Consider the following 14,233-nt stretch of genomic DNA (forward strand, 5'->3'; position numbering starts at 1 on the left):
TTACATCATCCTTTTTCATTGTGCAACACTGTACACCAAAACAAAAAAGCCGTCATGAGGATGACGGCTTTTTTAGAGTAAACAATCAGCGAAAGTTAGCCCATACGGTAGTTTGGCGCTTCTTTAGTGATGGTTACATCATGCACGTGAGACTCAGACATACCGGCAGATGTGATTTTCACAAACTTGGCATTTTGACGCAGATCATCAATGGTTGTAGAACCGGTATAGCCCATAGAAGAACGCAGACCGCCCATCATCTGATGCACGATATTGCCCATTGGGCCTTTGTACGGTACGCGACCTTCAATACCTTCAGGAACCAGTTTTTCAGCACCGGCTTTAGAGTCCTGGAAGTAACGGTCAGCAGAACCAGTCGCACCAGCCATCGCACCCAAAGAACCCATACCACGGTAAGCCTTGTAGTAACGGCCCTGGAAGAATTCAACTTCGCCCGGTGCTTCTTCAGTACCCGCCATTAATGAACCTACCATGATGGTACTTGCACCAGCGCCAATCGCTTTGGCCATATCGCCAGAGAAACGGATACCACCATCAGCAATCAATGGAATCTGTTCTTTCAATGCACGTGCAACAGAATCAATTGCAGAGATTTGTGGCATACCAATACCAGCCACGATACGAGTCGTACAGATTGAGCCAGGACCGATCCCTACTTTCACTGCGTCCGCACCCGCATCAAGTAATGCAAGCGCAGCATCACCAGTGGCGATGTTACCGCCGATCACTTGAACTTGTGGGTAGTTCTGTTTCACCCAGCGTACACGCTCGATCACACCCGCAGAGTGACCATGTGCAGTGTCCACAACAATCACATCTACACCAGCATCAACCAGTGCTTCTACACGGCTTGGTGTTTCAGCGCCAGTACCGACTGCTGCACCTACACGTAGACGACCTAAATCATCTTTACAGCTATTTGGATAAAGTTCCGCTTTACGGAAATCAGTCACCGTGATCAAGCCTTTTAATTCGTTGTTTTCGCCAACAACGATCACTTTTTCAATACGGTTTTTTTGCAATAAGGCCTGAATGTTTTCTTTCGATTCGCCTTCACGCACAGTCACCAGACGGTCTTGACCTGTCATGATATTACTGACCGGCTGTTCCAGATTGGTTTCAAAGCGTGTATCACGGCCTGTCACGATACCCACCACTTTACCGTCTTTAACTACGGGCACACCGCTGATGTTATTCGCTTGAGTCACAGCGATCAGTTCACGTACTGTAGTTTCTGGGGTAACTGTGATCGGATCTTTCACCATACCGGCTTCAAATTTTTTCACACGGCGTACTTCTGCGGCCTGGGCAGCAATATCCATGTTCTTGTGCAAAATACCGATACCACCATTTTGTGCCATCGCAATTGCCATACGTGACTCAGTCACAGTATCCATAGCTGCTGAAACAAGTGGGATATTCAGGTTAATGCCGCGAGTCAGGCGTGTCTTTAGAGAGACATCTTTTGGGAGAACAGTAGAGTAGGCAGGGAGTAATAGGACATCATCGAAGGTTAACGCGTCTTGAACGATGGTCAACATAACAGTCTCACTGGTAATTTCCGTGCGCTATTATAAACAAATTTAGCTCTAAATTTCATTGCAATTGCAAAATTTATTTTGTCTAAATCTGGACTTAGATTTAATCCGAATATCTAAACCTGTAAATTTGACTATTCAATCAACAATTTAAATATGCCAGAGCGGTCATCATATTTATTCGGTTTACAAAATCCCCTACTAATTTTTTCTCCCATAAAAAGCAGAGTCCATACCCTGCTTTTTAAATCTTGAGTTTGGATTTAGCTCACCCGTTCGAAATTATCATCATTTTCGGCTTCATCCGGCTCAATCTGGATGAATGGAATCATATTGTGTGCCATCCGTGCCTTATTGCACTGGGCATCAGCAATCTGAACTTCTTTACAGGATGAGCTACGTAGTTCGTACATGCCACAACTCACCTGTTCGCCAATGCTACCTTCGAGCGCAATACAACGCGGATTTTTCTGATTGGTCCCTGCCATACACGAATACACTGATGTAACAGGTTCAGTATAGTGCTCAGGCATGGGAATCCCCTCTGCCCAATAAAATGAAACCCTGAAATAGGCGCAACATGCGCCACAACTTAAACATGCATCTTGTGTAGGAACTTGAGACAACATTTCTTATAAATTCTCGTCATCAAAAACAATTTTTTGCAGGCGGAAAATATAAAAAATGTTGTTTTTCTACTCAAGAAAAAATTTAAAATTTTCTTGAACTATTCAGGACAAGTAAAAATAGTTTCATCCATTAAATCAGTGCCACATTCCAGTGTTTCAATCCAGTCCAGAAACTGGTTAATCTGTTCTTTACCCACAAATGGTGTTCCATGCTGCGGCACAATCATGTCGACATCCATGGTACGTACCATCTGCACCCATAAACGAATCACCTTGTTATTGCACATGTAGCGTTGGTGAAATCCCTTCATTTTCGGAATGTGCGCCGCAAAATTTTCCAGTGGCTTTGAAGCATCCTCGACCATTGACGCGCCCATATCACCAGAAAACAGGATCTTGGCAATCGGGTCATAAAACTGGAAATTACCGACTGAATGTAAAAAGTGTGCTGGAATGGCAATAATGCTGGATTGACCGAGTGGAATGATCTGACCATGATCCGGCAATTCAACCAGACGATCCAGCCAGTTACCTTTCATACGGTCACTCATAAAGGCTGAATTCAGATGCGGTAAGAAACGCGCCCAGAGCTTGGAAGCTACGACTTTGGCTTCGGTATAGACCAGCCAGCGCGGCATGGACGTAATAATGTCCGGATCCTGATGCGATGCCATCACATAATCCAGATTGCTTAACCGGGTATAGCGGTTCAGTTCCATGGTCAACGGTACATAGGTCAAATCACCACCCGGATCAAGTACTGCAGCACGCTCATTATCAATAATCAGGAATTGGTTTGCCTGTACACCTTCACCTTTTACCAAGCTGGTAAAACTGATGCATTTATGCGTTCCATCATCATAAAGTACTTGTGATGTAGTACGTTCAAAAGCCATGCCCATTCCCCAAAATTTTTATGTAAAAAATGTATATTCTATAGGTGAATAACATATATTTATTTAGAGAAACTTACAATAAAAATCAGATCAATATTATCTATAATATCAGTTAATTAAGTCACATTTTTAGGCAAAAAATCCCGAGCAATTAGCTCAGGATTTACGATATCTTTAACACTCAAAATAAATAGTGTTGTGCCAATGTTGCCAGACCAATTATTAAGAAAACCAAAGCGCCAATTTTATGAATGAGCAAAATTGGTAATTTTTCTGCCAATTTATTACCAATAAATACCGCTGGTGCATTTACCAACATAATACCGATCGTAGTACCCAAAGTGACCCAACCAATACTGTCAAAGCGCGCGGCTAAAGCGACTGTTGCAATTTGAGTTTTATCTCCGATTTCTGCCAAGAAAAACAACACAAATGTGGCACCGAATACCCCATATTTTTGCCATTTATTGATACTTTCTGATTCATTATCCAATTCATCGGGAATTAACATCCACACCGCCATCGCAATAAAACCAAGCGATACAATCCACAGCAAGACTGTTGGGCTAAGCACTGTGGTGATCCATTGACCTAAGACTGCGGAAACGCCATGGTTGACGACTGTCGCCAAAAAGATTGCGAAGAGAATTGGAACAGGTTTACGAAAACGTGCGGCAAGTAATAGAGCAAGCAGTTGCGTTTTATCGCCCATTTCAGATAAGGCAACAACAGCTAATGAGATCAGAAAAGCAGAAAGCATAATGTGTTTCTCTGGCCAGCAATTTACATACCTATGACTCACCCCTCCTGCCAGCCATATCTGCAGAGTGGTAAATCAAAGGTCTTGCCAACAAAAGAAAGCTTCGAGAAGCTCATTTGGTTCTTTGCTATGATGACCATGCCCTGTTGAGCAAATATGTTGACCATCACCCTTCTGCTTTGCGCAAAAGGCGGCTACTCCCCAATGAAGTGCGCCCATTATAGCCAACCGTGTTTATATTTACAAATTGTCATATTAAAAAAACCCTGCCGAAGCAGGGTCTTTATTTTTAAACATTCATGAATCAGATCAAGAGCGTACGAATATCCTTTAATAGTTTGGTCAGCTTATTGGTAAAGCGTGCAGCATCTGCGCCATTAATTACCCGATGATCATAAGATAACGACAATGGCAGCATCAGACGTGGATCAAAGCCCTCACCATTCCATACCGGTTGCATGGTTGCTGGAGAAATACCCAGGATCGCCACTTGCGGCCAGTTCACCAACGGCGTAAATGCTGTACCACCAATTGAACCCAAGCTGGTAATGGTAAAATTCGCCCCTTGCAGATCTTTAGGTGACAATTTCTTGTCACGCGCTTTCTGGCTTAACTCACCCAGCTCAATAGCAATCTGCTTAATCGACTTCTGGTCCGGGTTACGTAATACAGGAACAGTCAGACCATCTGGTGTCGCAACCGCAATGCCCATATGGATCTCATTCCGTAGCAATACCGATTTACCGTCATCAGACAGGTGACCGGCAAACTCGCGCTCTTCTTTGAGAAGATAAGCCACAGCCTTGATAATGAAAGCCATAATGGTCAGGCCAATACCTTCTTTCTTGAAGTTGCTTTTCAGCTCATTACGCCAAGCTTCCAGCTCAGTGATGTCTGCTGCATCAAACTGGGTCACTTGTGGGATGTAGTTATTTAGCGATAACTGCGGAATCGAAACCTGTTGCAGACGCGTCAAAGTTTTCTCTTCTACCCCACCAAAAGCACTGAAATCAGGCAGTTTTGGCAAGCCAGCAGGAGCTGTAGCTGCCGCAGGTGCGGTTGTTGTTTGCGGTGCAGTCAGACGATCTTTCACATACGCAAACAGGTCTTCTTTCATTAGACGCTCATGCGGACCAGAAGCTTTTACTTCTGCCAATACCACACCCAGTTCACGAGCCAGTTTACGCACAGCAGGGCCAGCATAAACTTTGGCATTGGCAGCGTTCTGCTCTTTGGTGAGCTTGTCTGCACTATGCGTTTCAGGCGTCACAGCAGCAGTGTCAGCTTTTGGCGCTGCGGCTGGTGCAGGCGTAGCTTTAGCTGCAGGTGCTTCTGATTTTTCCGCTGGAGCAGCAGGTGCTGCCTGTCCTTCAGCTTCAATCGTAATCAGTGCCACGCCTTCAGAAACATTCTGGCCCAGCTCAACATGAATCGCCTTAATCACTCCGGCAGTCGTGCTTGGCACTTCTACTGTCGCTTTATCTGACTCGACCACGATGATGCTCTGGTCTTTCTCCACCATATCACCGACCTGTACCAGAATTTCTGCTACAGCCGCCTTATCAACACCCAAATCAGGTACTTTTACTTCAATATCGCCTACAGGGGCTGCAGTCTGTTGTGGTGCTGTTTCAGTTTTGGCTTCAGGTGTTGCTTGAGCTTTTGGCTTTTCTTCCGCTTGAGGCGCTGCTTGCTCAGCAGCTGGTGCCGAATCTGTAGTTTTCACTGTCAGAATCAGCACTCCTTCTTTGACTGAATCGCCCTCCTGAATATGAATCGCCTCTACAGTACCAGCAACTGTACTTGGTACTTCAACTGTCGCTTTATCAGATTCAACCACGACCAGGCTTTGATCAACTTCAACTTCATCGCCAACCTGAACCAGAATTTCACCCACCAGGGCCTTTTCTACACCAATATCCGGCAATTTCACTTCTACAGTAGATGTAGAAGTCGATTGAGAAGACTGTTCATTTTGACTAGAGGCTTTGGGCTGATGTGTCGCCACTTCCTGCAGGATTTCCTCATCAGGCAATTCAGTTGGGGTATTTTCCGAAGTTTTGTCAGCAGCATCAGCTTCCTGACTTTCTACCGTACCGGCATCATCTTCAGCCTGCAGTTCGATCAGGACAGTACCTTCAGATACTTCATCACCCTGATTGATCAGGATGCTTTTAACTACACCTGCTGAAGTGCTTGGCACTTCAACAGAGGCTTTATCTGATTCCAGCAGCACAATACTTTCATCTACAGCGATGGTGTCACCCACCTTCACCAGGATTTCTGCCACAGTTGCCTTATCTACACCAATATCTGGAGTCGTAATTTGCATGATTAGTTCTCCTCTTTGTAGTCAGCAACTGGATGCAATTCAGGAGTCGCCTGAGGTGCCCAAGCCACCGGACGATCAGTATCTAACTCAAAGCTAGAGATCGCGTCTTTCACTAAACGTGCATCGACTTCACCCTCATCTGCCAGTTTCTTCAGGGTTGCCACGACAATATGCGCAGCATCGACACCAAAGTAGCTACGCAGATTGCCACGCGTATCTGAACGGCCATAACCATCGGTACCCAAGGCTACGAACGGACGACTGTCTGGAAGATAGGCACGGATCTGTTCACTATAGGCGCGCATGTGATCGGTGGCCGATACCACAATACCGTCCTTGTCACGTAACTGCTGAGATACCCATGGCTCTTTCGCTTCTTCAGCCAATGGATGCAGGCGGTTATATTCTTCACATGCCATACCATCGCGAGCCAGTTCGTTAAAGCTGGTCACGCTCCAGACATTGGCATGAATCTGATATTCCTCACGCAGGATTTTTGCGGCCTTGATGACTTCACGCAGAATAACGCCTGAACCCATCAACTGAACCGTCGCCTTTTCGTCTTCTTCCAGCAGATACATACCACGCTTGATGCCTTCTTCTGCACCTTGTGGCATTGGTGGATGTTCATAGTTTTCGTTCATCAGGGTCAGGTAATAGAACACACGTTCCTGATTCACATACATACGTTGCAGACCATCATGCACAATTACGCCAAGCTCATAGCCAAAGCACGGGTCATAAGACACACAGTTTGGAATGGTGTTGGCCAGAATATGCGAATGACCATCCTGATGCTGCAAGCCCTCACCATTTAAAGTAGTACGGCCAGCGGTTGCACCTAGCAAGAAACCTTGCGCCTGTGCATCACCTGCTGCCCAGGCAATATCGCCGATACGCTGGAAGCCGAACATTGAGTAGTACATGTACATCGGGATCATTGGCAAGTTATTGGTTGAATAACTGGTCGCCAAGGCTGCCCATGCACTCATTGCACCGGCTTCGTTAATCCCTTCCTGTAACATATGACCGTCTTTGGCTTCACGGTAATGCATCAACTGTTCCTGATCTTCAGGGGTATATTGTTGACCATGCGCTGCATAGATCCCCAATTGACGGAACATCCCTTCCAGACCAAAGGTACGTGCTTCATCCGGAACAATCGGGACCACACGGTCCTTGATTGCTTTCTCTTTTAATAAGGCAGAGATTAAGCGGACCATGACCATGGTGGTGGACTGTTCTTTACCATTTGAACCTTTAAGCACAGCATCAAAAACAGAGAGCTCAGGAATCGGTAAAGATTCGCTTTCTTTGCGACGTGCTGGCAGATAACCACCCAGTGCCTCACGGCGTGCCTTCATATATTTAATTTCAGGCGAGTTTTCGCTTGGGCGGTAGAATGGAATTTCTTCCAGTTGTTCATCAGTAAAAGGCAAGTTGAAACGATTACGTACGTATTTCAATGATTCCAGCTGCATTTTCTTGATTTGGTGCGTCTTGTTCACCGCTTCAATTTCATCAGACAGACCATAACCTTTTACGGTTTTCGCCAGAATCACCGTTGGCTGACCTTTGGCCTTGGTCGCTTCTGCATAGGCAGCAAAGACTTTGTATGGATCATGACCACCACGGTTCAGATTATCGATATCTTCATCACTCAGGTCTTTGACCAAAGCTTCTGCTTCTGGATATTTACCAAAGAAATGTGCGCGTGCATAAGCACCACCTTTCACCTGGTAGCGCTGGTAATCACCATCCACTGCTTCTTCCATAATCGCTTTGAGTGCACCAGATTTGTCTTTATCCAGTAGCGGATCCCAGTGACGACCCCAGACAACTTTAATCACGCGCCAGCCAGCACCACGGAATAATGACTCAAGTTCCTGAATGATCTTGCCATTACCACGTACCGGACCATCCAGACGCTGCAAGTTACAGTTCACCACCCAGATCAGGTTGTCCAGTTTCTCACGACCCGCCAGTGAGATCGCACCCAAGCTTTCCGGCTCATCCATTTCGCCATCGCCCAGGTACGCCCAGACTTTACGGTCTTCTTCCTTAATCAGGCCACGGTTCATCAGGTACTTTTGAATATGAGCCTGATAGATCGACATGATTGGACCGAGACCCATCGATACCGTCGGGAACTGCCAATAGTCTGGCATCAAGTAAGGATGAGGATAAGAGGGTAAGCCTTTGCCGCCGACTTCACGACGGAAATTATTCAGATGCTCTTCAGTTAAGCGACCTTCTAAAAATGAGCGGGCATAAATCCCCGGTGCACAGTGACCTTGATAGTAAATCAGGTCGCCACCGAAGCTGTCGTTATTGGCACGGAAGAAATGGTTAAAACCCACATCGTATAAAGTGGCAGATGAAGCAAAGCTGGCCAAGTGACCACCTAAGTCATCACCGGTTTTATTTGCGCGAAGCACCATTGCCAAAGCATTCCAGCGGATCAGCGCGCGAATACGGCGCTCCATGTCCTGATCGCCCGGCATCGCAGGTTGTTCTTCTACAGAAATAGTATTTAAGTAGGGAGTATTTAAACGCTGAATAGGAACATGTTTGGCAATTGCGCGTTGATAAAGTTTTTCAAGTAAAAAGGCGGCGCGCTCGGTTCCCATGTGCTGCAAAACGGAGTCAAAAGCGTCTTGCCATTCTTGGGTTTCTTGAGCGTCGGTATCTCCATAAAACGCCATAATCTACAGTTCCTGAAAGCCAAATTGATCACTTATATGTATCATATTTACGGCTTATGCAGGTATGGCTCTGGCTGAATGCGGTTCTGGAGTACTATTTATTATCTAAATATCCATTGACACTTTATTACACAAAGTAACAAAAAGAAGTCAATGATGGTGATTTTTTATACGACAGTTATAATTCTCGGTGATAATATAATATCTAAAAGCAATTAGACCGAACTCCTTCTCTACTCCCTGGAAGAAATGTTCAGCCTAATCGCCTTAAAAGCGGTTTGATTGATTTTTTATGAGTATCAAGTATCAGACGCATTAAAGTATTTCAGTTATTTTGAGCAAAGCTATGCTTAAGGCAACATTGCTAAATAAGTTGAAGGATTTTTACGTTGACCGTCTTTTACTACTTCATAGTGTAGGTGAGGACCTGTACAACGACCTGTACAACCTACATTCGCAATATGATCACCAGCTTGCACCTGATCTCCCACACGTGCAATCAAGCGTGAAGCATGGGCATAACGAGTAAGGTATCCATTACCATGGTTAATTTCGACATACTGACCATAACCTGTACCCCAACCCGATTTGGTTACAATACCGGGACCAGTTGCGTAGATCGGTGTACCGCTTGCAGCCGCCAAGTCTAGACCTGAGTGATTTTCAGCACGGCCACCCATGGTACGGCCGCCAAAATTTGAGCTGACACGCTTCATGTCTGGTAATGGATGAGCCACTAACCATGAATAAGGGTTATTTGAAGATGCAACTTTGCTGGATGAAGAATTGCCATATTTTTGGGCAATGGTCTGATTATTCAGTTCAACCGGTTTTTCACGTAGCTGAACATTTAATTTGGTTTGTGCGGGAATATCAATATCTTCAGGATGGGTATAAGAACCCTGCGATAAAGTACGTGTTAACTGCTCAAGACGGTCAGGTGTAGCATCTTGTTGATTCAGATCCACTAAATCTGCAAAAGCTACTGAAGCAGCTGAAACCGAAATAGAAAATGCCAATAGGATACGTCGCATAGGCATATGCATAAAAAACCTCTCTAAACTGCTAATCGAGTTTCTTGAAGATCTCTTCCTTGATATCCACTTTAAGAAGCGCATAAGATTAAGACATAAACATGTAGGAATTATGTATGTCGGAACCTGTCAACGTCTTTCAAAAAACAAGAAAACAGATAAAAACAGGAAACTTTTCGTTTCTCTCATCACAAGTTTCTGCATGGCAAAAACTTACGAAACTCGTACAACCGCTATTGCCTCAACCCGAACAATGGCAAGTTGCCTGCTATCAAAATGGTGTGTTAACGATTACCGGTGAAAACCAAGCCATGATTTCTCAATTGGCTTATCTTCAAAAGCAATACATCTCACAACTCTCTCAAATAAACGAATTAAAAGATCTCACTAAAATCCAGGTTTGCTTAAGGAATCCATCCCCCGTTCAACCGATTCCAGAAAAATCTGAAAGAGCCTTGAGTCCAGAAACACAGGAATTACTCCGCGGTGCTGCTGACTTTATAAGCGACCCTAAGCTTAGCCAAGCTTTACTACGTTTGGCAAGCAATAAAAAGTAACATTGCAATGAGATGTAATAAATTCCAATGTTGTTTTTATGTGACAGGTGTCACATTAGATGCGGCTAAGTTATAACACAAAGACACAAAGACAAGGACTTATGTCACAGTTACATAACTAATTGGACATTGAGTTACGTCATCAAATGTTACAATTTCATAGCTGCTTGGGTCACTTTTCACGTTACGCAATAGTTGATTATTCAAAGCATGCCCTGATTTGTAGCCATCAAATTTAGCAATAATCTGGTGGCCTAGCAGGTATAAATCACCTACTGCATCCAGAATCTTGTGACGTACAAACTCATCCGAAAAACGCAAACCTTCTTCATTGACCACGCCGGTTTCATCTACACCGATCGCATTTTCCAAGCTTGCACCCAAAGCCAGATTATTGGCTTTCAAGTAGTCAAGGTCTTTCATAAAGCCAAATGTACGCGCTTCACTGACTTCATAAACAAAGGTTTCTGTAGAAAAATCGATGCTGGCAGACTGATGTTCTTTTTTGAAGGCAGGATGATCAAAATCAATAGTGAAATTTAGCTGAAAGCCGTCATGTGGGCTGAAAATCGCCCGTTTATCATCGATCAGAGCTTCAACAGGTTTAATAATTTTAATAAATTTCTTTGGTGCATCTAGTTCTTGCAAGCCGCCCTGCATGAGCAGATAAATGAAAGGTCCGGCACTGCCATCCATAATGGGAACTTCTGAAGCTGACACTTCAATAATCAGGTTATCAATACCTAATCCCGCAATGGCGCTCATCACATGCTCGATCGTACCGACTTTGGCATTTGACTGAACCAGATTTGAACACATGAAGGCTTCCTGGATCAATAGGGCATCCGCAGGAATATCGACAGGTGGATCCAGATCAATACGACGAAACACAATGCCCCCATCGGCGTGGTGTGGCACAAAGTTAATCATAACCTTCTGCCCACTATGAAGACCGATTCCGCTCGCTTTCACGATACGTTGCAGGGTACGTTGTTTCAACATGCTTTTTATCATCTGTTCACCAATAAAACCGCTATACGTTAGCATATTTGGCCATTGATAAAAAACAAAAGGTGGCTCTAAAGCCACCTTTTCTGTGCAATCATCGTAAACACATGCTGTTACATATTACTTACACTGTTGATTTTTAAGATAATCTTGGATGCTCATTGGCGTTGGACGCGGACTAGAAACTGAAGCTGCAGGATTAGCTGCTGCACTTGCTTCATTTTGCTGGCGCTGAATTGCCGGTACATCATCATCTTCAACTACTGCCTGTGATGATGATGGACGTGCTGCCTGTACATTCGCGCGTTTAGTCGGCTCAACCGAATCTGCAGCATGGCGAGTCAAACCAGTCGCAATCACCGTTACACTAATTTCATCACGAGCATCTGGATCAAATACTGTACCGTAGAAGACCTGACCTTCGTCCAGATCCACGATCTGGTTTACAACATCAGTAATTTCTTCAATTTCACCGAAGGTTACGTCATCACCGCCAGTCACGTTAATCAGAATACCTTTAGCATTCATGATGGTGACGTTATCCAATAATGGGCTGCGAATCGCCTGCTCTGCTGCCTGACGTGCACGGTTTTCACCACGCCCCAAGCCTACACCCATCATGGCATAACCACGCGTACTCATTGCAGTTTTCAGATCGGCGAAGTCAAGGTTAATGTGACCAGGACGTACCACCAGATCAAAGATACTACGTACTGCATTCAACAGTACATCATCCGCTTTTTTATACGCATCCTTCATTGAAATATCACGAAAGACTTTCAATAGACGCTGGTTTGGAATGATGATCAGAGAATCTACGTGCTGTTCTAGCGCTTCAATCCCCTTCTCGGCAGATTGCAAACGGCGTTTACCTTCAAAGTTGAATGGCGTAGTCACGACACCAACAGTCAGAATGCCCATTTCTTTGGCAATTTCAGCAACGACTGGCGCAGCACCGGTACCTGTACCGCCACCCATACCGGCAGTAACGAATACCATATCGGTACCTTCAAGCTGCTGGCGGATCAGTTCACGGCTTTCTTCTGCTGCCGCTTGACCGACCTGTGGATTTGCTCCAGCACCCAGACCACGTGTACTTTGCTCGCCCAGCTGAATTTTAAATTCGGCTTCCATGCGATCCAGTGCCTGTTTGTCTGTATTGGCACAGACGAACTTTACGCCCTGGATATCGGACTGCAACATATGCTGTACAGCATTACCACCCGCACCACCTACACCAAATACAGTGAAACGGGCTTGACCATTGCTATCGCTATGATCTTCTTCGAAAAATTCAAATGAGGCCATGACCTATAAAATTCCTAATTCATAATTGGCAGTCACTAAGCCCGTATACTGCCTTAATCTTGATAAAAATTGTTTTTAAGAATGCTGCTCAAGCAGGCACTTGTCAAGTACAAGCCCGATTAACTACAACTTCTCAACAATATTCACAATAAAAATCGCTTAAAAGATCGCTTTTAACGTTTCGTTAAAACCTGACCATGCCCGTTTAATGCGCTGTGTTACTGATAATTTGTCCCCGTCTTCGGTTTCAACGAGGGTTTCTTGGGTATCACTCTGGCTAAACATCAGCAAACCAGCCACTGTTGCGTACTGGGAACGACGTAAAGCTGCCTGGTGCTGTTCATCCGTATAGACCTGTACTGGCGGATTGCCCAGATGCGCGGACACACCCAAGGTACGACGTACAAAGCTGACCATACCTTCAATCTGACTGGCATCACCAGTCAGCACCACACCATGATAAAGGCCCTGCATTGCGCCATGGTTCACCAGTTCATCACGCACCAGACCCATGATTTCTTCATAACGTGCCATGATAATTTCAGTCAGTTCAATCCGGCTGATAGTTTGTGGTCCATCAATGCCCTGGAACTGAATCATATGCTCTGGTTTAACCACTTTCAGGTCAACACAGCCATAGAGCAATTTCAGACGTTCTGCTTCTTCTGTGGTCGTCTGTAAAACCGCTGCAATATCACGGGTGACATGTTCACCACCACGCTGAATGGTATGGGTTAGCGCCAGACGGCCATCCAGATAAACAGCGACATTGGTGGTTCCCGCACCGATATCCACCAGACACACGCCATATTCTTTTTCATCTTTGAGCAGGCTGGCTTCAGCGGTAGCCAGACAGGACACCACCATTTTCTCCACACCGATATTGGCCCCTTTTAAAGCGCGGTCAATATTCTGCATGGTGCTGATCGGTAACATCATCAAATGATAATGCCCGGTCATGCTATGTGCCGACATACGGATCGGGTTGAGTACCCATTCCGGTGCATCGTCCAGCTCGAAGCCTAAAGGCACCGCACTGACCAGATAGTGATCTGAGGTGACATGACTGGCTTTGGCCAGCTCAAGTGCCCGCACCACTTCACTGGTCGTAATTGAATGTTCACTATTATCAATGGTGGTACGACCCGAGGCATAAAAGCTTTTTAATTCAGCACTTGGGATCGAAATCCACGCAGAATGCACACGACATTCAGCCATATCTTCCGCTTCTTGTACGGCGTTTTTAATGGCGGTAATGACTTTATCGAGACTGACAATTTTTCCTTTATTCATGCCTCGGTTACGAGCGGTCGCCATCCCAACCACTTGGATATTATCTGGCGCGTGTACCTTACCAATCAAAACTGAAACTTTGTGTGTCCCAATGTCAATCGCCACAACCGAGGGAACAGCTTCACTCATTATTAACTACTACCATTACGTGT

At 45.1% G+C, this 14,233-nt stretch carries 11 protein-coding genes and 1 riboswitch; of the genes, 1 reads left to right on the forward strand and 10 read right to left on the reverse strand.

Annotation, left to right across the window (positions count from 1 at the left end; translation table 11 throughout):
* Positions 1 to 95 precede the first annotated feature (95 nt).
* The 7 genes from guaB to ACWM1W_RS14850 form a co-directional block, all read right to left on the reverse strand.
* Entirely contained in the window at positions 96 to 1,562 is a 1,467-nt protein-coding gene (gene guaB, locus ACWM1W_RS14820; protein WP_004781504.1) for an IMP dehydrogenase, read from the reverse strand.
* Positions 1,563 to 1,822: 260 nt separating this feature from the next.
* Positions 1,823 to 2,188, reverse strand: coding sequence for a YkgJ family cysteine cluster protein (locus ACWM1W_RS14825; RefSeq protein ID WP_082188697.1), 366 nt, complete (start codon positions 2,186 to 2,188; stop codon positions 1,823 to 1,825).
* A 98-nt stretch (positions 2,189 to 2,286) separates the two neighbouring features.
* Positions 2,287 to 3,084 carry an oxygen-binding di-iron domain-containing protein gene (locus ACWM1W_RS14830; RefSeq protein WP_448765255.1) on the reverse strand — a complete coding sequence of 266 codons (798 nt, stop codon included), beginning with the start codon at positions 3,082 to 3,084 and terminating at the stop codon, positions 2,287 to 2,289.
* 181 nt (positions 3,085 to 3,265) lie between these two features.
* The gene (locus ACWM1W_RS14835; protein ID WP_448765254.1) at positions 3,266 to 3,844 is read right to left on the reverse strand and encodes a TMEM165/GDT1 family protein; all 579 of its coding nucleotides are present in this window, start codon (positions 3,842 to 3,844) and stop codon (positions 3,266 to 3,268) included.
* A gap of 73 nt (positions 3,845 to 3,917) precedes the next feature.
* Positions 3,918 to 4,059, reverse strand: a riboswitch (yybP-ykoY riboswitch).
* A gap of 89 nt (positions 4,060 to 4,148) precedes the next feature.
* Entirely contained in the window at positions 4,149 to 6,176 is a 2,028-nt protein-coding gene (locus ACWM1W_RS14840; protein ID WP_261635169.1) for a 2-oxo acid dehydrogenase subunit E2, read from the reverse strand.
* 2 nt (positions 6,177 to 6,178) lie between these two features.
* Positions 6,179 to 8,881 carry a pyruvate dehydrogenase (acetyl-transferring), homodimeric type gene (aceE, locus tag ACWM1W_RS14845; protein WP_448765253.1) on the reverse strand — a complete coding sequence of 901 codons (2,703 nt, stop codon included), beginning with the start codon at positions 8,879 to 8,881 and terminating at the stop codon, positions 6,179 to 6,181.
* Positions 8,882 to 9,231: 350 nt separating this feature from the next.
* Complete coding sequence (locus tag ACWM1W_RS14850; protein WP_034170247.1) at positions 9,232 to 9,921, reverse strand: M23 family metallopeptidase; 690 nt, start codon at positions 9,919 to 9,921, stop codon at positions 9,232 to 9,234.
* Positions 9,922 to 10,031: 110 nt separating this feature from the next.
* Here ACWM1W_RS14850 and ACWM1W_RS14855 point away from each other — a divergent pair, with 110 nt between their 5' ends.
* Entirely contained in the window at positions 10,032 to 10,472 is a 441-nt protein-coding gene (locus ACWM1W_RS14855) for a DciA family protein (protein ID WP_180034010.1), read from the forward strand.
* A gap of 99 nt (positions 10,473 to 10,571) precedes the next feature.
* On the opposite strand, the gene lpxC is transcribed toward ACWM1W_RS14855, so the two are convergent.
* From lpxC to ftsA, 3 genes are all read right to left on the reverse strand, one after another.
* Complete coding sequence (gene lpxC / locus ACWM1W_RS14860; protein WP_034170289.1) at positions 10,572 to 11,474, reverse strand: UDP-3-O-acyl-N-acetylglucosamine deacetylase; 903 nt, start codon at positions 11,472 to 11,474, stop codon at positions 10,572 to 10,574.
* Between the two features lie 126 nt (positions 11,475 to 11,600).
* Positions 11,601 to 12,788 (reverse strand): cell division protein FtsZ, encoded by a 1,188-nt coding sequence (gene ftsZ / locus ACWM1W_RS14865; RefSeq protein ID WP_341120510.1) that lies wholly within the window; start codon positions 12,786 to 12,788, stop codon positions 11,601 to 11,603.
* A 159-nt stretch (positions 12,789 to 12,947) separates the two neighbouring features.
* Positions 12,948 to 14,210, reverse strand: a complete 1,263-nt coding sequence (gene ftsA / locus ACWM1W_RS14870; protein WP_341120509.1) for a cell division protein FtsA — start codon at positions 14,208 to 14,210, stop codon at positions 12,948 to 12,950.
* Positions 14,211 to 14,233: the final 23 nt, after the last annotated feature.

The sequence above is a fragment of the Acinetobacter sp. TW_SC_4 genome, from assembly GCF_054861205.1.

What these genes read in the sequence shown, in the direction of transcription:
- guaB (WP_004781504.1), bottom strand. Translation starts at nt 1,562, where the DNA reads ATGTTGACCATCGTTCAAGACGCGTTAACCTTCGATGATGTCCTATTA.
- ACWM1W_RS14825 (WP_082188697.1), bottom strand. Translation starts at nt 2,188, where the DNA reads ATGTTGTCTCAAGTTCCTACACAAGATGCATGTTTAAGTTGTGGCGCA.
- ACWM1W_RS14830 (WP_448765255.1), bottom strand. Translation starts at nt 3,084, where the DNA reads ATGGCTTTTGAACGTACTACATCACAAGTACTTTATGATGATGGAACG.
- ACWM1W_RS14835 (WP_448765254.1), bottom strand. Translation starts at nt 3,844, where the DNA reads ATGCTTTCTGCTTTTCTGATCTCATTAGCTGTTGTTGCCTTATCTGAA.
- ACWM1W_RS14840 (WP_261635169.1), bottom strand. Translation starts at nt 6,176, where the DNA reads ATGCAAATTACGACTCCAGATATTGGTGTAGATAAGGCAACTGTGGCA.
- aceE (WP_448765253.1), bottom strand. Translation starts at nt 8,881, where the DNA reads ATGGCGTTTTATGGAGATACCGACGCTCAAGAAACCCAAGAATGGCAA.
- ACWM1W_RS14850 (WP_034170247.1), bottom strand. Translation starts at nt 9,921, where the DNA reads ATGCCTATGCGACGTATCCTATTGGCATTTTCTATTTCGGTTTCAGCT.
- ACWM1W_RS14855 (WP_180034010.1), top strand. Translation starts at nt 10,032, where the DNA reads ATGTCGGAACCTGTCAACGTCTTTCAAAAAACAAGAAAACAGATAAAA.
- lpxC (WP_034170289.1), bottom strand. Translation starts at nt 11,474, where the DNA reads ATGTTGAAACAACGTACCCTGCAACGTATCGTGAAAGCGAGCGGAATC.
- ftsZ (WP_341120510.1), bottom strand. Translation starts at nt 12,788, where the DNA reads ATGGCCTCATTTGAATTTTTCGAAGAAGATCATAGCGATAGCAATGGT.
- ftsA (WP_341120509.1), bottom strand. Translation starts at nt 14,210, where the DNA reads ATGAGTGAAGCTGTTCCCTCGGTTGTGGCGATTGACATTGGGACACAC.